The organism is Polynucleobacter sp. (assembly GCF_030693775.1).
Classification (GTDB): Bacteria; Pseudomonadota; Gammaproteobacteria; order Burkholderiales; family Burkholderiaceae; genus Polynucleobacter.
Genome location: NZ_JAUXZY010000004.1, coordinates 604555 through 628060 on the forward strand (window position 1 = coordinate 604555; position 23506 = coordinate 628060).

Here is a 23506-nt window from a genome sequence, read left to right on the forward strand (position 1 = left end):
AGCCTTTTAGTACTTAGAAGATTATGTCCACATTTGATTTAGCCAAAGTCCAAGATCTCATTATTGATACAGCGACGGATGTAGGCATCAAAATACTGGGCGCCATTGCGCTCTGGGTCATTGGGCGCTGGTTAATCGGCATTGTCCTGCGTATGGTTCGCGGCGGTCTTGAGCGCCAACAGATTGATCCAACGGTTGTACGCTATGTTGGCTCGATCGTCAGCGTGACCTTAAATATCTTATTGGTCGTTGGTATTTTGGGTTACTTCGGCATCCAGACCACGACCTTTGCGGCTTTATTTGCCACTGCAGGTATTGCGATTGGTGCCGCTTGGGCGGGGCTTTTATCTAATTTTGCGGCTGGCGTTTTCTTGATTGTGCTGCGCCCGTTTAAGGTAGGTGATTTTGTTATTGCTGGTGGCGTAAATGGCACCATCAAAGAAATTGGTCTCTTTTCATCGACCATTATTACGCCAGATAACGTGTCAACGATCGTGGGTAATAGCAAGATATTGGGCGAAACCATTCAAAACTTCAGCAATACAACGTATCGTAGAGTAGATTTAAAGTGCCAACTTCCGAATACAGCAAGCCATGATGCTGCTATTACTTTATTAAAGCAGCGTATTGCTGCGCTCCCCAATGTCTTGACTACTCCCGCAGTAGAAGTCAGCATCTTGGAGGTGACTCCAGCCGGGCCGGTCTTAGCGGTTCGTCCATATTGCCACAATGACCATTACTGGCAAGTGTATTTTGATACCAATGCTGTTCTCAATACCTTGCTTATTTCGAACACGGCCTGAGCTCTGTTAATCAGGGTTTAGTGTTGGCAATTCGGCGCGCTTCGGTATAACGTGCCGCCCAATACGGGCTTGTCATTTGGTCTAAGCGTACCGTGCCCCCTTTGCTTGGGGCGTGCACGAACCGACCGTGCCCTACATAGATTCCGGCATGGGAGTAGCGTTCTCCAGTTGTATTGAAAAACACCAAATCACCGGGAGCTGGAGCGGTACCCTGAATACTTTGGCCGGCACGACTCATTTCCTGAACTGTGCGTGGTAGCTTAAGGCCCGCAGCGTTGTTGTAGACATAGACAATGAGGCCGCTGCAATCAAAACCGCCTGCTGGAGTGTTGCCGCCAAAACGATAGGGCACTCCCACTAGACCCATAGCGGCGATGGAAATTCCTTCTGTACCAACGCTGGTATCTTCCTTGAATTTCGCAATCTTGCCTGGAGGTGTTGGTTTGCGTGCAGGCGTACTGCATCCGGTGAGGATTAGGCCAGACAGTAGCAGCGCAAGGCCGCCAACACAGGCGCGTCTTGATGAAAGATCAGCGCCCCCATGTTGGTCAATGCTAGAGGGCCTCTGCAGCATGGTCTGCTAAACGCGAACGCTCACCGCGCGCCAAGGTGATATGCCCACCATGGCGCCAGCCTTTGAAGCGATCGACTACGTAGGTAAGGCCAGACGAGCCCTCTGTCAGGTAGGGGGTGTCAATCTGCGCAATATTACCTAGGCAGATAATTTTGGTTCCAGGGCCCGCACGCGTCACCAAGGTTTTCATTTGTTTGGGGGTTAAGTTCTGCGCTTCATCAATAATTACAAACTTACTGACAAAGGTTCTGCCACGCATGAAGTTCATACTCTTCACTTTAATGCGCGACCGAATTAACTCCTGAGTAGCGGCGCGACCCCATTCGCCGGCGCCATCTTCATTGCGCTGGAGTACCTCTAGGTTGTCATCAAACGCACCCATCCACGGCTGCATTTTCTCTTCTTCAGTGCCAGGTAAAAAGCCAATATCCTCACCTACTGGTACGGTAGCGCGGGTAATAATAATTTCGTTATAACGCTTGCTATCGAGCACCTGCTCAAGACCTGCCGCCAATGCCAAGAGGGTTTTTCCGGTACCTGCTTGACCCAATAAGGTCACAAAATCAACCTCTGGGTTCATCAGCAGATTCATGGCAAAGTTTTGCTCACGATTGCGGGCAGTGACGCTCCAGACATTATTTTTTTGATGGGAAAAATCACGGAGGGTTTGCAAGAGCGCAGACTTTCCATTCACTTCGCGTACTTGCGCATAAAAAGGAGTGGAGCCATCGGGATTTTCTTGATAAACAAATTGGTTCACTAGCATGCTGGGCACAAGCGGACCGGATACCCGATAGAACATCGTGCCGCTTTTACTGTCGGCCCAGCTCTCCATGGATTTACCGTGCTTGGGCCAAAAATCAGCAGGCAATGTCATGACCCCGGAGTACATCAAATCGCGGTCTTCTAGTACCTGGTCGTTGAAGTAATCTTCGGCAGGCAGGCCTAATGCTCTGGCCTTGATGCGCATGTTGATATCTTTTGATACCAACACCACTTCTTTATCCGCATGCTTTTGTTGCAGCTCACTGACAACCGCCAAGATGAGGTTGTCTCCCTTGCCCTCGGGCAGTCCTTCGGGTAGGGTGGCGGTAGTGAGGTGGGTCTGAAAATACAATTTTCCAGAAACATCCTGGTGGCCCAGCTTATTTAAAGGGATGCCATCATCTAAGGTTCCACTGGTCCCAGCAATCAATTGATCTAATGAGCGGCTCACAGTACGGGCATTGCGCGCGACCTCACTCATGCCTTTTTTATGGTTATCGAGCTCCTCCAGAGTTGTCATCGGCAAATACAGATCATGCTCTGCAAAGCGGAAAAGGGATGCTGGATCGTGCATTAATACATTGGTATCAAGCACAAAGAGTGAGGGTGGGCCGGTGCGGGTAATGCGTTTTGCCTTGGGCTCCAGTAATGCCTTTTTATCGCCTTGTCTGGCTCGGTGATCCGCCTTGATGCGCTCGAGTGCTACTTCAGCTGCAGATAAGTCTGCCGGCGCCTCTTCAGCCCACTCGGCAGTTTCGCTCGGGACAGCAGTAATTTCATTAATTAGGCTATCTACCTCAACCACCTTCATAGGCGTAGGCCGTTTCTTTAAGTCCGGCGCATCCTTGCGGTTCAATTTCACTTGATCAGCAATTTGGGTTGGGCTTGGGGGCAAAGGCATTCAGACTCTCCTAAATAAAAAACCACCCGAGGCAATGCGGTGGCTAAGGTCAGTGCAACAATTACGATAAAAGTGGAGAGGGGCGCACACCACGCTTGCCGTCAACAGGTCAAGCAGGGGTAGGACACGGATCGAGAATCTGTCTCGTCGCCAACGCTGCATATGTTTCACTTTACCGTAAATTTGGATCAAAGCAAGTGCCTTTAACGAAAAAAAGCCCCAGATTGGGGCTTTTTATGAGGGCAATTCCCTAGATAGAATTAAGGCATATTGATTACAAAGCTTGGGCTGCCTTCAAGACCTCATCCACGTGACCCGTTACCTTAATGCCGCGCCATTCTTTGGCCAGTTTGCCGTTGATGTCGAACAAGAAAGTGCTGCGCTCAACGCCACGAACCTGTTTGCCATACATGTTCTTCATTTTCATGACGCCGAATAGTTGGCAGAGTACTTCTTCCGTATCGGCAACGAGCTCAAACGGCAGCTCTAATTTTTGCCGGAAATTATCATGGGATTTGAGGGTGTCACGCGAGACGCCAATCACCAAAGTATTGGCCTTAGTAAATGCCTCGATGCGGTCACGAAACTCACCAGACTCAGCAGTGCAGCCAGGAGTCATGTCCTTGGGATAAAAGTACAGTACTAACTTTTTTCCTTTGGCAGCCAATGGTGAAAAAGTCAGCTGGGACGTTGCCGGCACTTCGCACGGTGGAATGGGTTGGCCGATAGCAATTGACATGGGTTTTCCTTTTTTTAAATCAGTTCGCAGGCTGAATCATCAGCTCGCCGCTGCGATTGGGTATCTCACCCCAGGTCAGCGGCAATACTGCTATTTTATCGAGTTGTTTAGTAGCCGCCCAAGATTGGTGTAGTTCCCCCATCGTTACTAGGTCATGGCCTTGATCAAGCCAGCCAGCCAGCAGGCATTCAAAGGCAGGCAGGAGTTTTTGCCCCTCTAGCTCGGCATGCAGGGTAAAAACTTGGTCATTAGGATTGCTTTGCGTCAGAGACAGAATGTGGCGGACCGCACCCAGCGCATCCATGCCGTCCACGCCGATTAACTCATCGAAGGTGGGTAAGGTAGTGGGGTATTGCACATGCTTGCTTTTGCCATGGCCAAACGCAATGCGGTAGGGAACTAGATTCGGCAGAGCCCTACCGTCGGAAGAGTACTGAATACCCCAGGCATCGAGCTGCTCTAAAGCAGCCTCATTCATTTGCCAGCCGGCGGCGCCATAGGTTAAGGGGCTATGCCCAAAGACATCAACGAAGCGATCAATACTTTTTTGCATTTGGGCCTTGGTCCAGGCCGCATCGCGATAGCGTACGCCATCTTGCCAGTCAACGTGATCCCAAGTATGAATGCCTGTCTCATGTCCGGCGCGATCAATTGCTTGCATTTCCTTTGCTGCTTCACGTCCAATGTCCGGACCAGGCAGCAATACCCCATAGAGTAAGGTTTTGATGCCGTAATGCTCCACCACGGACGTCCTACTCACTTTTTTCAAAAAGCCAGGCCGAAAGACTCGCTTTAAAGCCCAGCCGGTATGGTCTGGGCCCATGCTAAACAAAAAGGTAGCCTTAATACCAAGGCGATCAAAAGTACGACCTAAATTGGGCGTTCCTTCACGGGTTCCTCGCAGGGTATCGACATCGACCTTGAGGGCAATTTTGGCCATGCCTTTTTACTCTTGGTCCATTAAGTGACGGGCTTTTTCGACATCATGGCGATAGGCTTCAAAAATATTCTTTAAGGCGTCGCCCATGGTGGTGGACGGCTTCCAGCCCAGCTCGCTCATGGTGTTATCGATCGCGGGCACGCGGTTTTGCACGTCTTGATAACCTACGCCATAGTAGGCGCCCGAGGTGGTTTCGACAATCTTGACCTGATCTGCAGTCTTGGCGTATTCGGGAATCTTACGGGCAATTGCCAGCATTTGATTGGCGAGATCGCGCACAGAATGATTATTGGCAGGGTTACCGATGTTATAGATTTTGCCGTTGGCGATATCGCCTTCGTTGGCAATGATGCGCATGAGTGCGTCAATGCCATCATCGATGTAGGTGAAGGCGCGTTTTTGCTCGCCGCCATCGACTAAGTTAATGGGTTCGCCGCGCACAATGTGGCCCAAGAACTGGGTTACCACGCGGGAAGAGCCTTCTTTGGGTGTATAGATACTATCTAGACCTGGGCCAATCCAGTTGAATGGCCTAAATAAGGTAAAGCGCAGGCCTTCCATGCCGTAACCCCAAATGACGCGATCCATTAACTGCTTGGAGCAGGCATAAATCCAGCGGGGTTTGTTGATTGGGCCATAGACCATATTGGAGTGGGCTGGATCAAACTCAGCGTCTTCACACATGCCATAGACTTCCGAGGTTGATGGAAAGACTAAGTGCTTTTTATATTTAACCGCCGACCTTACGATGGGTAGATTGGCTTCGAAGTCGAGCTCAAATACACGCAAGGGTTGCTGTACATAGGTAGCTGGTGTCGCAATGGCTACGAGCGGTAGGATCACATCACATTTACGAATGTGGTACTCAACCCACTCCCGATTAATTGTGATGTCACCCTCAAAGAAATGCATGCGGGGATGCGAGACTAAATCGCCCAAGCGATCATTTTGCATATCCATGCCATAGACATGCCAGTCGGTGGTTTCTAAAATGCGTTTCGAGAGGTGGTGACCAATAAATCCATTCACACCCAAAATCAGAACTTTTTTCATAATGCGACCCAGTTACCCGTGTTTTAAATGCATGCCAACTTAATTTGCGTTTGCACTTGCTGGTTGCCATGCCATGATTTCAATCGCTTGGCGATTCCCGCAAATGCCGAATACTCGATTATCAACTACCTGGATGCCGGGCCGGCCAAGATCAATGGAGCTGGGTAGTAGGGGGTTGAGCTTGGACTTGGCTATAACCATCTGCGCGCCTTGCCAGTCGGTAAATGCGCCGGGGTAGGGCGGGGCTACAGCGCGGATCAGGTTATGCACCTGTAGTGCATCCTGAGACCATTGGATGCGGCCATCCTCGGGTTTGCGACCACCAAAATAGCTACCGTTGGCGAGTACATTGGAGGTTCTTGGAACGCGGCCTTGCAAAAGCTCTGGTAGGGCGGCACGCATCACCTCAATTGCAGCATTACTCACCTTGGCAAATACAGCAGTCGCATCTTCATCGGGGCCGATGGGCACTGCCACTTGACCAACAATATCGCCGGCATCGGGTTTGGCTTCCATGACATGCAAGCTTGCCCCTGTTTCTATTTCTCCATGCAGGACTGCCCAGTTCACAGGCGCGCGACCGCGATACTTTGGCAACAGGGAGCCGTGCATATTGAGTGCGGCGATACCGGCAGTCGCAAGAATCTCCGAGGCAATCATATAGCGGTAATAAAACGAAAAAATATAATCCGGAGCGATCTTTTGAAACTGCGGCAGTAACTTAAAGAGTTCGCTTGCTTCGGGTTGGATATGCGGAATGCCGCGCTCTTGGCAAAGGGCAGCAACACTGCCAAACCAGATATTTTCATGCGGGTCATCGGCATGGGTTACCACTAACTCAATCTGAATGCCGGCATCCAAAAGAGCCTTGATGCAGCCGACACCCACATTGTGGTACGCAAAGACAAGCGCCCGAATTGGTGCCTTGGCTGTATTCAAAGACTAAGGCCGTTCTAAAACAGTTTGAACCACATAGCGCGGGCGTTCACGCACTTGCTGATAGATGCGGCCAATGTATTCGCCTAAAAGACCGAGACCAAAGAGCATTACGCCAATTAAGAAGAAGGTCAAGGCAAATAGGGTAAATACACCTTCCACCTCTGAGCCCAGAACAAAGCGACGTACTAAGAGAAGGGCGAAGAGAGTGCCCGATCCCAGTGCGAGCAGCATGCCAAAAATAGAAAAGAGTTGCAGCGGCATCACAGAAAAGCCAGTGACCAAGTCAAAGTTCAGACGGATGAGTTGGTACAAGCTGTACTTGGATTCACCAGCAAAACGCTCCTCGTGTTTCACCTCAATTTCTGTCGGGTTTGCTGCAAAGGTGTAAGCGAGTGCCGGAATGAAGGTATTGCTTTCATTGCACTGACGTACCAAATTCACAATACGGCGACTGTAACCGCGTAGCATGCAGCCTTGATCGGTCATGGTGATGCGCGTGATCCGCTGCCGTAAGTGATTCATCGCACGCGATGCTGTTTTGCGGAACCAACTGTCTTGTCGATTGGAGCGGATGGTGCCCACATAATCGTGGCCTTTGATTAATTCCGCTGCAAGTAAGGCGATTTCCTCGGGTGGATTTTGCAGGTCTGCATCGAGGGTAATAATGGATTCGCCACGGGCGTATTCAAAGCCAGCCATGATGGCCATGTGCTGACCAAAGTTGTTCTGAAACAAGACTACCCGAGTGACATCTGGTCGTAAGTCATATTGGCCAGCCAACATCCCTGCAGAGCGATCTCTGCTGCCATCGTTCACAAAAACAATTTCGTAGCGAAGATTTAATTTCGCTTGCAATTGATCCATTGCGGGATACAGGCGATCAAATAGGGCTTGAAGCCCCTCTTCCTCGTTGTATACCGGAATGACAATACTCAGTTGGGGTGCTTGCAGTAACGGGTTTGCAGTCATACCGCAATTTTGCCTGATGTCGACCCAGGGGTCTAATTTAAGTCATGCCACCAATAGAGCTAGGCTAGATCAAGCTACCCTAGCTGCTTTTGCGGTATTTTGCTAAAAGACCCAGTAAAGCATTCACAACGCGCTCCACGTCTAGATTGCTCATGCCCGGAAAGAGCGGCAAGGTCAGAATGGATTTGCCAATGCGCGCTGCTATCGGTGTATCGCTGGGCCGGTAGCCCTTTTGCTGGTAAAGGCTGAAGCCGGTAATGGCTGGGTAGTGAACGCCGGTACCGATGCCCTGTTCTTTTAAATCAGCCATGATATGGGCACGGTCAACCGTGAGTTGCTCAAGGGGCAATATGACCTGAAACATATGCCAGTTTGATCTGCTTTCACCATCCGATTGGACCGGCAGCTCCAGTTCCAATCCCAATAGATTGGCTTGTTTTAAGCCGGAGTTCAGTACCGTAAAGTAGTGTGCTGCAAGGAGAGTGCGTTTTTCATGAAATTGCGCAATGTGTTTGAGTTGATGCAAACCAATCACTGCATTCACATCAGTCAAGTTATCTTTTCCGCCCAGCATATCAACATCCATGCCATCCATACCGGACCGGGTGAGGCCTTGTAGGCGCAGCTTTTCTGCAAGACGCGCTTCGTCCGCATTATTTAAAACTAAACAACCGCCTTCAACAGTCGAGAGATTTTTATTCGCCTGAAAACTAAAGCTCACCAGATCACCAATGCTGCCAATGCGTTGCCCTTTCCATTCCGAGCCAAAGGCTTGGGCTGCATCCTCAATTACCCGCAATCCATTCTCTTTCGCGAGGGCATAAAGTATGTCCATATTGACGGGGAGTCCAGCCAAGTAGACGGGCATGATTGCGCGCGTTTTGGAAGTAATGGCCGCGGTTACTTTATCGAGGTCGATATTGCGAGTGCGGGGATCAATATCCACAAATACGGGCGTAGCGCCAACGGAGAGAATCACATTAGATGTGGCAACCCAGGAAATCGGTGTAGTAATCACCTCATCACCAGGACCGATGCCTGCTACCTGCAAGGCAATTTTCATAGTGGCAGTACCGTTGGCAAAACAGCGCACCGGCCGATTGCCAAAATAGGCACTGAGCGCCGCTTCAAATTCCGCTAACTTAGGGCCTGATGTCACCCAACCAGAACGCAATACCTCAGCAACGGCTGCAATGGTTGCTTCATCAAAGCTGGGCTGCGTAAATGGAATAAACGGTAATGGAGCGGTGTCTGACATAGAGGGCCTTTGCCTATCGATTGGTCTAGCGTGGCGATTCAGGGCTTGTTGCAGTGCTTGGGTGCTTGACGATGATGCGGCGCGAATCCCGGTCAACGATTTCCATCGGCAAGCCTAAGCGTTCAAGTTCAGCGTATTGTGAGGGCACCATAAGTGCATAGGCATTGGACTGGGCTTTCCAGCGCTCTATAAAATCATTCAAGGTGGGCGCCCAGCGCTCGGGCTCTTGATCTACACCGAACTGCAGCTCATCCGGGAACTCCACCATGATCATGGTTCGGCCTAAATAAAAGGGCAGGGTGTGATCCAAAATGCGAACCGAATAGATGGGCGCATCGGCTGGGATCGCATGACGTACCCGGCTGGCTAAATCAACCCCCGACACTGCGCGGCCCAGTGTTTCATGGCCAGTGCCTGCAACCATGCTGGTCAAATAAAAGCCAATCGCCAGACTAGCAATGCTCGTAATGCCATTGCGTCTTGCTTGCCATGCCGCCACGCCGCTAAAGAAAATCAAGATGACTAAAGCGACAGCAATCCATTGCGTATATTCCGCATAGGCGGTGATCTCATCGGGCTGCGCTTGTACACCCACAAAAGATAAAAAGAAGAAGCCAACAAAGCCGACGATAGCAAAGCATGCTGTTTGCAAGATCCAGCTTATTGGCAGGACATTAGTTTGACCTAATTGGCGATCCAAATAGCGGCCGACCAACATGGCCAGTGCTGGAAAAATTGGGATGATATAACCCGGCAATTTAGAGCGCGACACACTAAAAAAGGCAAAGATGATGACAAACCAGCACACCAGCATCCAGCCTGAGGAAAAATGCCCTTGCCGTGCCTTCCAGGCTTCTATAACCGCTCCAGGCAATTGAAACAAAAACGGCAAAAATCCAGCAACCAGTAGCGGAACAAAAAAGTAAATCGGACCTGGGCGACGGTGGGTGTCTTGGGTAAAGCGCTCAAAATGCTCGTGGATAAAGAAGAACTCAAAAAATTCGGGGTGACGGATTGACATCACAATGAACCAGGGGGCAGTAATCGCGAAAAACAGCAATAAACCACTGACGATATGGAGGCGCTTCCAAATCCGCCAATCCCAAGCGCTAAGCGAATACGCAATCAATACTAGGGTAGGCAGTGCCGCCCCAATTAAGCCTTTGGATAGTGTTGCCAGTGCCATGAATGTCCAGCAAAGCAACATCCAGCCGCGTGTACCGTTCGTTGTTTTGCTGTCTTGAGCGAGGAGCAGTGCGCACAAGGCGGATGCTAAAAATGCCGACAGGGCCATATCGAGCGAGTTCACGTGACCGCTAATAATCCACATGGGGCTTGCGGCCAAGGCTACTGCTGCAATCCAGCCGGCCCTTGCACCGTCAAGCCGAGTGCTGGTGTAGCCAACAAAAAGAATAGTTAAAAAGCCGGTCAGCGCCCCCCACAAGCGGGCCTGCCATTCGCCTACCCCAAACCAATCAAATGCAATGACAGTGGCCCAGAGTTGCAGTGGCGGTTTGAAAAAATACTTGTAGTCGTGGTAACGCGGAGTGATCCAATCCCCGCTGACAAGCATTTCACGGGCAATCTCAGCGTAACGACCCTCGTCGGATGGAATGAGGTGTCGGTAATCGAGACTGCCAAACCACACGAGGGCATAGAGCACCCCCAATATCAAAATCCCAACTGGCGTTAATAGGGCGGGCTTTTTATTGATGGGTCCAAACATGGTTATTGGGGGTCCAGTAATAAGGCTGCCATCGCCTGGCGACCTTCGCCTACCAAAATGTTGTACGTTCGGCAGGCTGCCTGGGTATCCATAATCTCAAAGCCAATTTTGGCATTTATGAGGGCCCGCAACAAATCGGGGCGAGGAAAGCGCTGAACGGATCCACTACCAAAAATCACCAGTTCCGGCTTGAGATCAGCTATCTGGGCAAAGTGACTGGGTTCAAGGGCTGCAAAGGAGGAGGCTGCCCATTGGCCCACTGCACCGCTGGGTCCAACCAATACCGCATGGTGATATGGGACCCGATTGACCTCAATGTAGTCCTTGCCGTAGCCGGTGATCGTATTGATGCCAAGAGGGGTATCAGAATGGAGTTTCACGTGTGCGCTCTGTCATAATTGAGTAAATTATAACTAGTCGCTTTTTTGCCTAGTTTTCAAGTACTTAACCCTTACCAATTTATCAGTATTTACAAAAACCACCGTGAAACCGATCCTGAAGTCTGAAAAGCTAAATCACGTTTGTTATGACATTCGTGGACCCGTCCTTGAGCTTGCTCAGCGCATGGAGGAAGAGGGTCACAAAATCATCAAATTAAACATCGGCAATGTCGGTGTGTTTGGTTTTGATCCGCCTGAAGAAATTCAGCTCGACATGATTCGAAATTTAAGTAATGCGTCTGCTTATTCGGATTCAAAAGGCATTTTCGCGGCCCGCAAAGCAATCATGCAGTATTGCCAAGAAAAAGGCATTCAGGGTGTTACCTTGGATGACATCTACACCGGCAACGGCGTCTCGGAATTAATCGTGCTTGCAATGAATGCATTGCTGAACAATGGTGATGAAGTCTTGGTTCCCGCACCAGACTACCCCCTGTGGACTGCTGCAGTGAGTTTGTCGGGCGGCACTCCGATTCATTATTTATGTGACGAAGCGAAAGAGTGGGCCCCAGACTTGGCCGACTTGCGCTCCAAGATCACGCCGCGCACCAAAGCGATTGTGATGATTAATCCAAACAATCCAACCGGGGCAATTTATTCCAAAGCAGTGCTGACGGAGCTTACGCAAATTGCGCGCGAGCATGGCCTCATTCTCTTTGCTGATGAAATCTACGACAAGATGCTGTACGACGAGGAGCAGCATGTTTCCCTCGCCTCATTGTCATCCGATGTCGTCATCATTACCTTTAACGGACTATCCAAGAATTACCGCTCCTGCGGCTACCGCTCTGGCTGGATGGTGGTTTCAGGGGATAAGTCACGCATCAAGGATTACATCGAAGGACTGAACATGCTGTCCTCGATGCGTCTGTGCGCCAACGTTCCAGGGCAGTACGCCATTCAAACAGCGCTGGGCGGCTATCAAAGCATTGATGATCTGGTTGCCAAAGGCGGGCGTCTGGCACGGCAACGTGACCTCGCTTGGGAATTGATTACCGCCATCCCGGGAGTGAGTTGTGTGAAGCCAAAATCGGCGCTGTATTTATTTCCCAAATTAGACCCAGAGATGTACCCGATTGAGAACGATCAAGAATTCATTGCCGACTTGTTGCGCGAAGAAAAGGTATTGATGGTTCAGGGGTCCGGCTTTAATTGGGTGAAGCCAGATCATTTCCGTGTTGTTTTCTTACCCCATGAAGATGTGCTTAAAGATGCCATTGGCCGCTTTGCACGTTTTCTGGAGCGTTATCGTCAAAAGCATGGCAAGTCATCTGCCACTGCATCACTCGCTACAAAGGCATCATGAAGCCGATTCAAGTTGGATTACTAGGTATTGGAACTGTTGGTGGGGGCGTTTTCACGGTCCTAGAGCGCAATCAAGATGAGATTCTGCGCCGTGCCGGCCGCGGCATTCGCATTCACACCGTCGCCGATCTCAATGTGGAGCGCGCTAAAGAGCTCGTGCACGATCGCGCACAGATCGTTAGCGATGCCCGCGCAGTCATTGCAAACCCCGAGATTGATATCGTGGTTGAGCTCATTGGCGGTTATGGGATTGCGAAAGAGTTGGTGCTCGAGGCCATTGCCGCAGGCAAGCATGTTGTGACAGCCAATAAGGCCTTAATTGCAGTGCATGGCAATGAAATCTTCAAAGCAGCCCATGCGAAAGGTGTGATGGTCGCATTTGAAGCTGCAGTTGCTGGCGGCATTCCGATCATCAAGGCCTTGCGTGAAGGCTTAACGGCCAATCGAATCGAATGGATTGCCGGCATCATTAATGGCACGACCAATTTCATCTTGTCGGAGATGCGCGACAAGGGATCCGACTTTGCCACTGTATTAAAGGAAGCTCAGCGCCTAGGCTATGCCGAAGCTGATCCGACGTTTGATATTGAAGGCATTGATGCTGCCCATAAAGTCAGCATCATGAGCGCAATTGCATTTGGTATTCCGATGCAGTTTGATAAAGCCTATGTCGAAGGCATCACGAATTTAGCAGCAACCGATATTAAATATGCGGAGCAACTGGGCTATCGGATTAAGTTGCTTGGTATTACCAAGAAAACCAAATCCGGAATTGAGCTGCGAGTCCATCCGACCTTGATACCCAGCAAACGCTTGATTGCCAATGTAGAAGGTGCCATGAATGCGGTTCAAGTGTTCGGTGATGCGGTTGGTACTACGCTCTACTACGGCAAAGGTGCCGGCTCAGAGCCAACTGCTTCCGCCGTAATTGCTGACTTAGTGGATGTCACCCGTTTAATGACGGCTGACCCTGAAAACCGGGTACCGCATTTGGCATTCCAGCCGGATGCCGTGCGCGATACCGTTGTTTTGCCTATCGGCGAAATCACTACCAGTTACTACTTACGTCTGCGCGTTGCGGATCAAGCTGGGGTTTTGGCAGACATTACGAAAATACTGGCATCCCATGGCGTTTCGATCGACGCACTCTTGCAAAAAGAGGCGAATGAGGGCGAGAGTCAAACCGACCTGGTCATGCTGACGCACGAAACCAAGGAAAAGAATATGTTGGCAGCGATTGCTGATATGCAAGACTTGAAAACCGTCGTTGGTGAGATCGTTAAAATTCGCCTCGAAAATTTATCCTAAAACACCATGCGTTATCAGTCGACCCGCGGCAATAGCCCAGAGCAATCTTTTCTCGAAATTCTCTTGGGCGGCCTCGCTCCAGACGGCGGTCTTTATCTGCCGATGGAGTACCCGAAGGTTGCTCCAGCCCAATTAGATTCGTGGCGAGGCCTTTCTTACGCTGATTTGGCGTTTGAAGTCTTGAGCTTATATTGTCCCGATATTCCAGAGAGCGATTTGCGCGCATTGTTGCGTAAAACCTATACTGCCGCCGTTTATAGCAATGGCCGCCCTGAAGACAAAGCGAGTGATATTACGCCGCTCCACTGGCTGGGCGAAGAGGGCGGTACGCGCATTGGCCTGTTGAGCTTATCCAATGGCCCTACCTTGGCATTTAAAGACATGGCTATGCAGTTGCTGGGTAATTTGTTCGAATATGCATTGCAACGTGCGGGCCAGCATCTCAATATCTTGGGCGCCACCTCCGGCGATACGGGCAGCGCCGCTGAATATGCCATGCGCGGTAAAGCAGGTGTCCGCGTCTTCATGCTTTCCCCCAAGGGGAAGATGAGCGCCTTCCAGTCGGCACAAATGTATTCCCTGCAAGACCCGAATATTTTTAATCTTGCGATAGATGGTGTCTTTGACGACTGCCAAGATATTGTCAAGGCCGTCAGTAACGATTTGGAATACAAAGCCAAATATCAGATTGGTACAGTTAACTCGATTAATTGGGGGCGCGTTCTTGCGCAGGTGGTCTATTACTTTCAGGGCTATTTGCTGGCGACGCAATCCAGTGCTGAAAAAGTATCGTTCACCGTTCCCTCGGGCAACTTCGGTAATGTGTGTGCGGGGCACATTGCCCGCATGATGGGTTTGCCGATCGAGCGTTTAGTGGTTGCCACCAACGAAAATGATGTACTCGATGAGTTTTTCCGAACGGGCGTCTATCGTGCGCGCAAATCTGCTGAGACCTTGCACACCTCGAGCCCATCGATGGATATTTCCAAAGCCAGTAATTTTGAGCGCTTTGTTTTTGATTTGCTTTCGCAAGACGGCAAGCGAACAGCAGCTCTTTTTAAGCAAGTTGAAGACACCGGCGGCTTTGATTTATCGAGCGATCCTGCCTATGCGACGATGCAGCAGTTTGGGTTTGCCTCGGGCCGAAGCACCCATTCTGATCGCTTGAAGACCATTCGGGATGTGGACGGCAAGTATGGCGTGATGATTGATACCCATACTGCAGATGGCGTCAAAGTAGCGCGCGAGTATTTGCAAAAGAATATTCCAATGCTGGTGCTAGAGACTGCTCTGCCGATCAAGTTTGAAGAAACGATTGAAGAGGCCCTGGGGCGTCCCGCCGAGTGCCCACCGGCATTTAAAGACATCAAATCACTTCCCCAGCGGGTTGAATATATTCCGGCGGACGTTACAGTGGTGAAACAATTTATTGTCCGGCACGTCTCCTAAGTCTGTCATGACAAAGCCACCGATGTTGACAGCAGCGCAGGCACGCGAGCAGTTGCTCATGCCAGCAGTTCCTGTCTCCGAAGTGGAGTTGGTCCCCATGCAGGCAGCCCTTGGGCGCGTTTTGGCGGAAGATGTCGTTAGCTTGGTTGATGTGCCGCCGCTAGACAATACATCGATGGATGGTTATGCCGTCCGCACTGCGGATACCCAAAATCCTGGAAGCGTCTTAAAAATTGCACAACGTATTCCGGCGGGTTCAGTTGGCACAGAACTCCAAGCAGGAACTGCTGCTCGTATTTTTACAGGCGCTCCTGTTCCTCCAGGTGCGGACGCCATAGTCATGCAAGAGGATTGCTCTTCCCCTGAAGGTTCAATTGATCAAGTACAAGTCAATATTGCGCCTGCATTTGGCCAGTGGATTCGTCGTCGGGGCGAAGATTTAACTACTGGCAAAGTGGCTTTAAGTGCCGGTTGTGTATTGCGTCCGCAAGAACTGGGGGTCGCAGCATCGGCTGGTTTAACGCACCTGCCCGTAAAGCGCCGCGTACGGGTTGCCGCATTTTTTACCGGGGATGAACTATCGCTTCCAGGGGAGCCATTAAAGCCTGGCGGTATCTATAACTCGAATCGCGATACTTTACTCGCCTGCATTAAAGCCTTGGGTTGCGATGCGACGGATTTAGGTATCGTGCCCGATCGGCTTGATGCGACGCGCGCCGCTTTGCGTCAAGCAAGCAAAGATCACGATTTGATCATTACCTCTGGCGGGGTATCAGTTGGTGAAGAAGACCACATTAAGCCAGCCGTGACTGCGGAAGGCGAACTTAATTTATGGCAGATTGCCATTAAACCTGGCAAGCCCCTGGCATTTGGATCGGTGCGCCGAGAATCGAATCCAGGGACATCAACTTGGTTTATCGGCTTGCCTGGTAACCCCGTTTCGAGCTTTGTCACTTTCCTATTATTTGTTAGGCCATTTATTCTGAAGTTGCAGGGCCGTGAAGCAAATCAAACCCAATCGTATTTGATGCGCGCAGACTTTGATTGGTTCAAAGCCGATCGCCGCAATGAGTTCTTACGCGTAAAACTCAATAACAATGGCGGCTTGGATTTATTCCCCAATCAAAGCTCCGGTGTACTCACGAGTGCTTCTTGGGGTGATGGTCTAGTAGATTGCCCGCCAAACCAGCCAATTAAGGTCGGTGATTTAGTCAAGTACATCCCATTTGATGCACTTCTCAAATAATCGGATTACGATTTACCCATGAAACTACAGCTGCGCTACTTTGCCTCGATACGGGAAAGCCTCGGATTAGAGCAGGAGGTAATTGAATTGCCCATCTCCGTTCGTACGATGGATGATTTGCGTGCCCATCTGCGATTGCGCGGTGGCATTTGGTCCGAGGTCTTGGGTGAGGGCAAAGTATTGCGCTGCGCTCTCAATCACCAGATGGTTAATTCATCGACTGAATTAGTGGATGGTGCTGAAGTGGCTTTCTTTCCGCCGGTGACGGGAGGCTAGATGGCCATTCGTATTCAGCAGGCGGACTTTGATCTCACGACTGAGATTGCAAACCTGCGCCAGGGTGATTTACAGGTTGGTGCGATTACCTCATTTGTCGGTACAGTGCGGGATATGAACGAGGGCAGTACGGTAAACGCCATGACCCTGGAGCACTATCCAGGCATGACTGAAAAAGCCCTAGAAGATATTGTTAGTCAAGCAAAAGCGCGTTGGGATATTCGGGATGCGCTCGTGATTCACCGCATTGGACCCCTGATGCCAGCAGACCAAATTGTCTTGGTGGCGGTTACCAGTGCGCACCGCGGCGAATCCTTTTTGGCCTGCGAGTTCATCATGGACTACCTCAAAACCGCGGCGCCATTTTGGAAGAAAGAAGATACGCCCGAGGGTGGACGTTGGGTCGATGCCCGCGTTACTGATGATGCAGCCGCTACGCGCTGGAATCAAAAAAAGCCCGCTTCTTAGCTCGGGGTAGGCGCTTTAGTCTCATTTCTGCCTTGGATGCTTCCGATCGGTCGGGGTGTTCCTGGGTGGCTAGCAGGGTGACAGGGAGCCTAGAGCGGGTATAGCGCGCCCCTACACCCGTATTGTGGGCATTGAGGCGGTGTTCTAGCCGATTGGTAATCCCAGCATATAAGCTGCCGTCAGCGCACTCTAAGAGGTAAACAAGCCAGGTCAAATCCGATTTTTCCATTCAGAAACGCTTGAAATTGGGGATATTGCCCTAATATTCTAATGAAGAAAGCCATATCGAACGCCTAATGCTGTTCGGCTGGCGCAATCCCATTCAACAGGACGCAAAATGAGAATCGATAAATTAACGACTAAATTTCAAGAGGCCTTGAGCGATGCCCAAAGCTTGGCCGTTGGTAAAGACAACCAGTACATTGAGCCAGCCCATTTATTGCTGGCGATGCTCAAACAAAAAGACAGCGGCGTACGCAGTTTATTGACGCGTGCTGGAGTCAATGTAGCGAGCCTCGAAAAAGGTGCGGAGAAGATGATTTCTGCGCTACCAGAAGTGCAGGGTAGCGGCGAAGTTCAAGTTGGCCGTGATCTGGCCAATTGGCTCAATTTAACCGAAAAAGAAGCGAATAAGCGGGGCGATCAATTTATTGCAGGTGAGTTGTTTTTACTCGTCGTTGCAGACGACAAAGGTGAGCTTGGTAAGTTGGCGAGAGAATGTGGTCTGACTCGTAAAGCGCTCGAGGCAGCGATTGATTTGGTGCGTGGCGGGGAGTCCGTCAATAGTGCCGACGCAGAAGGTCAGCGAGAGGCCCTGAAAAAGTACACCCTTGATTTAACTGAGCGTGCCCGCATGGGCAAGCTGGATCCGGTAATTGGTCGCGATGATGAAATTCGCCGCACTATCCAGATTTTGCAGCGGCGTGGCAAAAACAACCCGGTATTGATTGGCGAGCCTGGCGTCGGTAAGACGGCGATTGTCGAAGGTTTAGCGCAGCGCATTGTTAATGGTGAGGTACCAGAGACCCTCAAGAATAAGCGCGTCCTGGTATTGGATATGGCCTTGTTATTGGCCGGCGCAAAGTACCGCGGTGAATTCGAGGAACGCCTGAAGTCAGTCTTGAGTGATGTCGCCAAAGACGAAGGCCAAACGATTGTCTTTATCGATGAAATCCACACCATGGTTGGTGCCGGCAAGGGCGAAGGCGCGATGGATGCTGGCAATATGCTCAAGCCCGCTTTAGCGCGCGGTGAATTGCATTGCATTGGCGCGACCACTTTAGAGGAATACCGCAAGTACATTGAAAAAGATGCTGCTTTGGAGCGCCGCTTTCAGAAAGTCATGGTCGATGAGCCCAGTGTCGAGGCAACCATCGCGATCTTGCGCGGCCTACAGGAGCGCTATGAGCTCCACCATGGCATTGAGATTACCGACCCAGCGATCGTCGCGGCTGCCGAGTTATCGCATCGCTACATTACGGATCGATTCTTGCCAGATAAGGCGATTGATCTGATTGATGAGGCGGGTGCTCGCATCAAGATGGAGCTGGACTCCAAACCAGAGGTGATGGATAAGCTCGATCGCCGATTGATTCAGCTCAAGATCGAACGTGAGGCCGTCAAAAAAGAGAAAGACGATGCCTCTAAAAAGCGCCTGCAATTAATCGAAGATGAAATCAAGCGCCTAGGCGCCGAGTACGCTGATCTCGAAGAAATTTGGAAGACGGAGAAGGGTGCTGCCTTGGGAGCCGCTCATCTCAAAGAAGAGATCGAAAAAGTGAAAGCTGAAATCGTCAAGTTGCAACGCGATGGCAAGCTCGAGCAGGTGGCAGAGTTGCAGTACGGCAAATTGCCCGAGCTGGAGCAAAAACTCAAATCGGCTGCCGCTGCTGAAGCAAAGGACAGCAAAGCAGGCGTTACTAAAAACAAATTACTCCGTACCCAAGTGGGCGCAGAAGAGATTGCAGAAGTCGTTTCACGTGCAACGGGTATTCCAGTATCCAAAATGATGCAAGGTGAGCGCGATAAGCTCTTAAAAATGGAAGACCATTTGCATCAGCGTGTCGTGGGCCAAGAGGAGGCCATTCGGGCAGTATCCGATGCGATCCGCCGTTCACGTGCCGGACTCTCTGAAGAAAACAAGCCCTATGGCTCATTTATGTTCCTGGGTCCTACAGGTGTTGGTAAGACGGAATTATGCAAAGCCCTTGCCGCATTCTTGTTTGATAGCGAGGATCGATTAATTCGGATCGACATGAGTGAGTTTATGGAAAAGCACAGCGTTGCCCGTTTGATCGGCGCGCCGCCAGGCTATGTAGGTTACGAAGAGGGTGGTTACCTTACCGAACAGGTGCGCCGCAAGCCCTATAGCGTGATTCTGTTTGATGAGATCGAAAAAGCCCATCCTGATGTGTTTAATGTTTTGCTGCAAGTGCTGGATGATGGCCGCTTGACTGATGGTCAAGGACGTACAGTCGATTTTAAAAATACGGTGATTGTGATGACCAGCAATATTGGTTCGCACCTCATTCAATCGATGACGGATAAAAATCAAGCAGAGATTAAGGAGGCGGTGTTTGGTGAACTAAAGACCCACTTCCGTCCGGAGTTTTTAAACCGCGTTGATGAGATTGTGGTGTTCCATGGGCTCGATAAAGCGAATATTGCATCGATTGCATCGATCCTGCTGAAAAACCTGGCGGCTCGTTTGGCTAAGGTGGATATGCAGCTGGAAGTGAGCGATGCTGCACTGAACAAAATTGCCGAAGTAGGCTTTGATCCGGTATTTGGGGCAAGGCCGCTCAAGCGGGCGATACAGCAGTACATCGAAAATCCCGTTTCCAAGATGATTTTGGAAGGGAAGTTTGGCCCCAACGATGTTGTGCCAGTGGATATTAATAAGGAAGGCGATTTCAGCTTTACCCGCTTAGTACATTAAAGCTATGCCGGCGGGTTTGCGGAACGAGTAAACTCGGGTCATGACTGTGACGCATGCTAGTGCGCGTGCCAGTGATGTCCGAGTGATTAGTTTATTGAGCTTGGCACACGGCAGCTCGCATTTCTTCCACCTGATTTTGCCGCCACTCTTTCCGTGGCTGAAGGCAGAGTTCGCCCTCAGCTACGCAGAGCTCGGTCTCCTAATGTCCGTTTTCTTTGTGGTCTCTTGCATTGTGCAGGCGGCTTCTGGATTTTTAGTTGACCGCATTGGGGCTCGGCCAGTCCTCTTCGCTGGCGTCGGTCTATTGGCCCTATCCGCAATCGTGCTCTCGCAAAGCAATGGTTACGCTCTGTTGATGCTAGGTGCGGTGATTGCGGGCTGTGGCAATGGTGTCTTTCATCCGGTAGATTACACCTTAATTAATCACAAGGTATCTGTGCCGCGTTTGCCCTATGCCTATTCGGCACATGGCGTAACGGGTTATCTAGGTTGGGCGGTAGCCCCCGTCTTTATGGCTGGAATAGCCGCGCTTGCGGATTGGCGCATCGCACTGCTGTGCGCAGCAGTCTTAGAGACTCTAATCTTAGTAGTACTTTGGTTCAATCGGGGCGACTTGATCGATGACGCCCAGCATCGCCGTGCGAGCGCCATCAAGGCCGCAGAAGAGGCGAACCCTGGGCGCGCGCCGCAAAGTGCATTTGCCTTTTTAAAGTTAACGTCGGTTTGGTTGTGCTGGCTCTTCTTTTTCTTCAGCATGATTGCCATGGCAGGCATCCAGTCTTTTGCGCCGAGTGCGCTGAATCAACTCTATGGCATTCCAGTTACTGCGGGTAATTTTTCAATTACCTTGATGGCCCTAGGAAGTGCGGCAGGAATGATTGTCGGCGGCATCATGGCAGCCAAACTCAAAATGCCCGATCGTATCGTCGGCACTTGCTTGTTTGCGTGCGCGGTCATTAGCCTCTTGATTGGAGCGGAGTTTGTGACCGCTGCATTAGTGCCGGGGCTCTTTTTTATGATTGGCTGCGGTCTTGGTATCGCTGCGCCATCGCGTGACATGATGATTCGTTCAGCAACCCCGCAAGGCGTATCGGGTAGTGTGTATGGCATTGTCTACTCTGGTATTGATCTCGGCGCCGCCGTGGGGCCTTTGTTATTCGGCATCTTGCTCGATGCCGGTAAGCCCAATTCACTCTTCCTGGGCGTTGCCTTTTTACAGTTACTATTGATTCTGACTGCGGTCAAAGTAGTCGCCTCCAATGCTAATGCGGGGATGCCAAAAACCCAGTAGCCACTTGCTTTTCATAATACGAAAAGCTGTTTTCATAGGCAAAATCTGCCCCTATTGATCATGTTCCACAGGCTTTCAAGCCGTGGCAAATCATTTCACATTGCAATAAATAAAATTTAAGTATCTGAATTTAATAAGATTATTTATTTTTTAGTGTCAACTAATTGCTATTGTCTCCGCTGTAAACCTCCCTATACTCTTATATAAGACATAAGACTTCGTCACTGCTTTGAGTTCAGGTGGCCCAGTCCAGTTCAACGATTTTTTTAGTCAATTGTTTTATATCTAAGGAGAGCAATATGGACAAGCGTAAAGAAGAAGCAGCAAAAATCCAGAAGGACTGGGATACCAACCCCCGTTGGAATGGCATCAAGCGTGGCTATACCGCAGAAGATGTTGTGCGTTTGCGCGGTTCGCTGCGGATTGAGTATTCCTTAGCCAAGGCTGGCGCAGAGAAGTTGTGGAATCAAGTCAACAACGAAGCCTACGTCAATTGTTTGGGCGCGCTCACGGGCGGGCAAGCAATGCAGCAGGTTAAGGCGGGCATCAAGGCGATTTATTTATCAGGCTGGCAAGTTGCTGCCGATGGTAATTCTTATGCGGCGATGTACCCCGACCAATCCCTGTATCCAGTGGACTCGGTACCGAAGATGGTAGAGCGCATCAATAACTCATTTGAGCGTGCCGACCAAATTCAGTGGGCAAAAGGCATAAATCCCGGTGACAAGGACTACATTGATTACTATGCGCCCATCGTTGCCGATGCGGAAGCCGGCTTTGGTGGCGTATTAAACGCCTACGAACTCAGTAAAGCATTAATTAAGCAGGGCGCTGCTGGTGTCCACTTTGAAGACCAACTATCGTCCGTAAAAAAATGCGGTCACTTGGGCGGTAAGGTGCTCTTGCCTACTACCGAGTCAGTACAGAAATTGGTATCAGCTCGTTTGGCAGCAGATGTCATGGGTGTGCCTACGATTATTTTGGCGCGTACCGATGCTGAGGCAGCAGACTTATTGACATCCGACTACGACGAAAACGATAAGCCATTCTTAACGGGTGAACGCACGCCAGAAGGATTCTATAAAACGCGCAAGGGCCTCGATCAAGCGATCTCGCGCGGCCTAGCTTACGCTGCTTACGCTGACATGGTGTGGTGTGAGACGGGGACGCCAGACTTGGATTTTGCGCGTAAGTTTGCAGAAGCGATTCGTGCCAAGTTCCCCGGCAAGATGTTGGCATACAACTGCTCGCCATCGTTCAATTGGAAGAAAAACCTCGACGATGCAACCATTGCTAAATTCCAGCGCGAGCTCGGTGCAATGGGTTACAAGTATCAATTTATTACCCTCGCTGGCATTCACTCGATGTGGTACAACATGTTCGACTTGGCGCAAGACTACTCCAAGCGCGGCATGACGGCGTATGTTGAGAAGGTTCAAGAACCCGAGTTTGCAGCGCGCGATCGCGGTTATACCTTTGTATCGCATCAGCAAGAAGTGGGTACTGGTTACTTTGATGACATCACCACCGTAATTCAAGGTGGTAAGTCTTCTGTAACTGCATTGACCGGCTCAACCGAAGAAGAGCAGTTCCACTAAGCATTCGCAACATACCAGTAGCGGCAGTATCGCAGCGCCAAGTTTGCCTCAGAAGGGTGACTTTGGCGCTGTTTTCGTTTACATTGGCTCAATGGTCAATTGCGTTTTATGTTCAGAAGAGGGTGGCACGCTAATTTGGCGTGGCGATGATTGCCGCGTCGTCTTGGTGGATGACCCGGATTTACCGGGATTTTGCCGCGTGATCTGGAATCGGCACATTGCTGAAATGACCCAACTCAGCTACGGTGAGCGGGACCTATTAATGCACTTGGTATTTGCGGTTGAAGGTGCAGTAGGTTCAGTCATGCGTCCAAACAAAATCAATCTAGCAGCACTCGGTAATCAAGTTCCCCACATCCACTGGCATGTGATTCCGCGCTTTGAGGATGATGCATTTTTTCCAGGATCGGCTTGGTCCAATCGCTTGCGAGATACATCGGACGCCACCTTGAAAATGCGCCGTCAGCAGGCATTAGAGTTGCCTCAGGCTATTCGCGCCGCGATTGCCACGCTGTCCTAA

Annotated in this window: 22 protein-coding genes; 11 read left to right on the forward strand and 11 right to left on the reverse strand. The window is 50.5% G+C overall.

Annotated elements, in window-relative coordinates:
* Positions 1-23 precede the first annotated feature (23 nt).
* Positions 24-803, forward strand: coding sequence for a mechanosensitive ion channel family protein (locus Q8M75_RS05890; RefSeq protein ID WP_305487311.1), 780 nt, complete (start codon positions 24-26; stop codon positions 801-803).
* A gap of 10 nt (positions 804-813) precedes the next feature.
* Here Q8M75_RS05890 and Q8M75_RS05895 read toward each other — a convergent pair whose 3' ends face one another.
* The 10 genes from Q8M75_RS05895 to Q8M75_RS05940 all read right to left on the reverse strand — a co-directional run bounded on the left by Q8M75_RS05895 (position 814) and on the right by Q8M75_RS05940 (position 11047).
* A complete protein-coding gene (locus Q8M75_RS05895) occupies positions 814-1377 on the reverse strand; it encodes a C40 family peptidase (protein WP_371131754.1) in 564 nt (187 codons plus the stop codon).
* Positions 1358-3043, reverse strand: a complete 1686-nt coding sequence (locus tag Q8M75_RS05900) for a PhoH family protein (protein WP_305487312.1) — start codon at positions 3041-3043, stop codon at positions 1358-1360. The genes Q8M75_RS05895 and Q8M75_RS05900 overlap by 20 nt, the downstream gene beginning before the upstream one ends.
* A 274-nt stretch (positions 3044-3317) precedes the next feature.
* A complete protein-coding gene (locus Q8M75_RS05905) occupies positions 3318-3782 on the reverse strand; it encodes a peroxiredoxin (RefSeq protein ID WP_305487314.1) in 465 nt (154 codons plus the stop codon).
* A gap of 19 nt (positions 3783-3801) precedes the next feature.
* Positions 3802-4722: a polysaccharide deacetylase family protein gene (locus Q8M75_RS05910; protein ID WP_305487317.1), complete on the reverse strand. Its 921-nt coding sequence runs from the start codon at positions 4720-4722 to the stop codon at positions 3802-3804.
* Positions 4723-4728: 6 nt separating this feature from the next.
* A complete protein-coding gene (locus tag Q8M75_RS05915; protein WP_305487319.1) occupies positions 4729-5775 on the reverse strand; it encodes a bifunctional UDP-4-keto-pentose/UDP-xylose synthase in 1047 nt (348 codons plus the stop codon).
* Positions 5776-5814: 39 nt separating this feature from the next.
* Positions 5815-6714: a formyltransferase gene (locus Q8M75_RS05920; protein ID WP_305487322.1), complete on the reverse strand. Its 900-nt coding sequence runs from the start codon at positions 6712-6714 to the stop codon at positions 5815-5817.
* Between the two features lie 3 nt (positions 6715-6717).
* Positions 6718-7665, reverse strand: a complete 948-nt coding sequence (locus Q8M75_RS05925; RefSeq protein ID WP_305488210.1) for a glycosyltransferase — start codon at positions 7663-7665, stop codon at positions 6718-6720.
* Positions 7666-7762: 97 nt separating this feature from the next.
* Positions 7763-8941, reverse strand: a complete 1179-nt coding sequence (locus Q8M75_RS05930) for a DegT/DnrJ/EryC1/StrS aminotransferase family protein (RefSeq protein ID WP_305487325.1) — start codon at positions 8939-8941, stop codon at positions 7763-7765.
* 25 nt (positions 8942-8966) lie between these two features.
* Complete coding sequence (locus tag Q8M75_RS05935) at positions 8967-10667, reverse strand: glycosyltransferase family 39 protein (protein ID WP_305487328.1); 1701 nt, start codon at positions 10665-10667, stop codon at positions 8967-8969.
* 2 nt (positions 10668-10669) lie between these two features.
* The gene (locus Q8M75_RS05940) at positions 10670-11047 is read right to left on the reverse strand and encodes an Mth938-like domain-containing protein (RefSeq protein ID WP_305487330.1); all 378 of its coding nucleotides are present in this window, start codon (positions 11045-11047) and stop codon (positions 10670-10672) included.
* A 103-nt stretch (positions 11048-11150) separates the two neighbouring features.
* On the opposite strand from Q8M75_RS05940, the gene Q8M75_RS05945 reads away from it, so the two are divergent.
* Genes Q8M75_RS05945 through moaE form a run of 6 tightly spaced genes read left to right on the forward strand, consistent with a single transcriptional unit; the run spans position 11151 to position 17159 of the window.
* The gene (locus tag Q8M75_RS05945; RefSeq protein WP_305487332.1) at positions 11151-12413 is read left to right on the forward strand and encodes a pyridoxal phosphate-dependent aminotransferase; all 1263 of its coding nucleotides are present in this window, start codon (positions 11151-11153) and stop codon (positions 12411-12413) included.
* Positions 12410-13720: a homoserine dehydrogenase gene (locus Q8M75_RS05950; protein ID WP_305487334.1), complete on the forward strand. Its 1311-nt coding sequence runs from the start codon at positions 12410-12412 to the stop codon at positions 13718-13720. The genes Q8M75_RS05945 and Q8M75_RS05950 overlap by 4 nt, the downstream gene beginning before the upstream one ends.
* Before the next feature lie 6 nt (positions 13721-13726).
* Positions 13727-15169 (forward strand): threonine synthase, encoded by a 1443-nt coding sequence (gene thrC, locus Q8M75_RS05955; protein WP_305487336.1) that lies wholly within the window; start codon positions 13727-13729, stop codon positions 15167-15169.
* A gap of 7 nt (positions 15170-15176) precedes the next feature.
* The gene (gene glp, locus Q8M75_RS05960) at positions 15177-16415 is read left to right on the forward strand and encodes a gephyrin-like molybdotransferase Glp (RefSeq protein ID WP_305487339.1); all 1239 of its coding nucleotides are present in this window, start codon (positions 15177-15179) and stop codon (positions 16413-16415) included.
* 18 nt (positions 16416-16433) lie between these two features.
* Entirely contained in the window at positions 16434-16691 is a 258-nt protein-coding gene (gene moaD, locus Q8M75_RS05965) for a molybdopterin converting factor subunit 1 (RefSeq protein WP_305487341.1), read from the forward strand.
* A complete protein-coding gene (moaE, locus tag Q8M75_RS05970) occupies positions 16692-17159 on the forward strand; it encodes a molybdopterin synthase catalytic subunit MoaE (protein WP_305487343.1) in 468 nt (155 codons plus the stop codon).
* On the opposite strand, the gene Q8M75_RS05975 is transcribed toward moaE, so the two are convergent.
* Positions 17125-17373 (reverse strand): GIY-YIG nuclease family protein, encoded by a 249-nt coding sequence (locus tag Q8M75_RS05975; protein WP_305487346.1) that lies wholly within the window; start codon positions 17371-17373, stop codon positions 17125-17127. The genes moaE and Q8M75_RS05975 overlap by 35 nt on opposite strands.
* A gap of 123 nt (positions 17374-17496) precedes the next feature.
* Here Q8M75_RS05975 and clpB point away from each other — a divergent pair, with 123 nt between their 5' ends.
* The 4 genes from clpB to Q8M75_RS05995 all read left to right on the forward strand — a co-directional run bounded on the left by clpB (position 17497) and on the right by Q8M75_RS05995 (position 23506).
* Positions 17497-20097, forward strand: coding sequence for an ATP-dependent chaperone ClpB (gene clpB / locus Q8M75_RS05980; RefSeq protein ID WP_305487348.1), 2601 nt, complete (start codon positions 17497-17499; stop codon positions 20095-20097).
* Between the two features lie 40 nt (positions 20098-20137).
* Complete coding sequence (locus tag Q8M75_RS05985; protein WP_305487350.1) at positions 20138-21388, forward strand: MFS transporter; 1251 nt, start codon at positions 20138-20140, stop codon at positions 21386-21388.
* Positions 21389-21687: 299 nt separating this feature from the next.
* The gene (gene aceA / locus Q8M75_RS05990; RefSeq protein WP_305487352.1) at positions 21688-22986 is read left to right on the forward strand and encodes an isocitrate lyase; all 1299 of its coding nucleotides are present in this window, start codon (positions 21688-21690) and stop codon (positions 22984-22986) included.
* 91 nt (positions 22987-23077) lie between these two features.
* Positions 23078-23506 (forward strand): HIT family protein, encoded by a 429-nt coding sequence (locus Q8M75_RS05995; protein ID WP_305487353.1) that lies wholly within the window; start codon positions 23078-23080, stop codon positions 23504-23506.

Coding starts and splice junctions, on each gene's coding strand:
- Q8M75_RS05985 (WP_305487350.1), top strand. CDS start 20,138: ATGACTGTGACGCATGCTAGTGCGCGTGCCAGTGATGTCCGAGTGATT.
- Q8M75_RS05895 (WP_371131754.1), bottom strand. CDS start 1,377: ATGCTGCAGAGGCCCTCTAGCATTGACCAACATGGGGGCGCTGATCTT.
- Q8M75_RS05905 (WP_305487314.1), bottom strand. CDS start 3,782: ATGTCAATTGCTATCGGCCAACCCATTCCACCGTGCGAAGTGCCGGCA.
- clpB (WP_305487348.1), top strand. CDS start 17,497: ATGAGAATCGATAAATTAACGACTAAATTTCAAGAGGCCTTGAGCGAT.
- Q8M75_RS05935 (WP_305487328.1), bottom strand. CDS start 10,667: ATGTTTGGACCCATCAATAAAAAGCCCGCCCTATTAACGCCAGTTGGG.
- Q8M75_RS05950 (WP_305487334.1), top strand. CDS start 12,410: ATGAAGCCGATTCAAGTTGGATTACTAGGTATTGGAACTGTTGGTGGG.
- Q8M75_RS05930 (WP_305487325.1), bottom strand. CDS start 8,941: ATGTCAGACACCGCTCCATTACCGTTTATTCCATTTACGCAGCCCAGC.
- moaE (WP_305487343.1), top strand. CDS start 16,692: ATGGCCATTCGTATTCAGCAGGCGGACTTTGATCTCACGACTGAGATT.
- moaD (WP_305487341.1), top strand. CDS start 16,434: ATGAAACTACAGCTGCGCTACTTTGCCTCGATACGGGAAAGCCTCGGA.
- glp (WP_305487339.1), top strand. CDS start 15,177: ATGACAAAGCCACCGATGTTGACAGCAGCGCAGGCACGCGAGCAGTTG.
- aceA (WP_305487352.1), top strand. CDS start 21,688: ATGGACAAGCGTAAAGAAGAAGCAGCAAAAATCCAGAAGGACTGGGAT.
- Q8M75_RS05890 (WP_305487311.1), top strand. CDS start 24: ATGTCCACATTTGATTTAGCCAAAGTCCAAGATCTCATTATTGATACA.
- Q8M75_RS05915 (WP_305487319.1), bottom strand. CDS start 5,775: ATGAAAAAAGTTCTGATTTTGGGTGTGAATGGATTTATTGGTCACCAC.
- Q8M75_RS05995 (WP_305487353.1), top strand. CDS start 23,078: ATGGTCAATTGCGTTTTATGTTCAGAAGAGGGTGGCACGCTAATTTGG.
- thrC (WP_305487336.1), top strand. CDS start 13,727: ATGCGTTATCAGTCGACCCGCGGCAATAGCCCAGAGCAATCTTTTCTC.
- Q8M75_RS05910 (WP_305487317.1), bottom strand. CDS start 4,722: ATGGCCAAAATTGCCCTCAAGGTCGATGTCGATACCCTGCGAGGAACC.
- Q8M75_RS05900 (WP_305487312.1), bottom strand. CDS start 3,043: ATGCCTTTGCCCCCAAGCCCAACCCAAATTGCTGATCAAGTGAAATTG.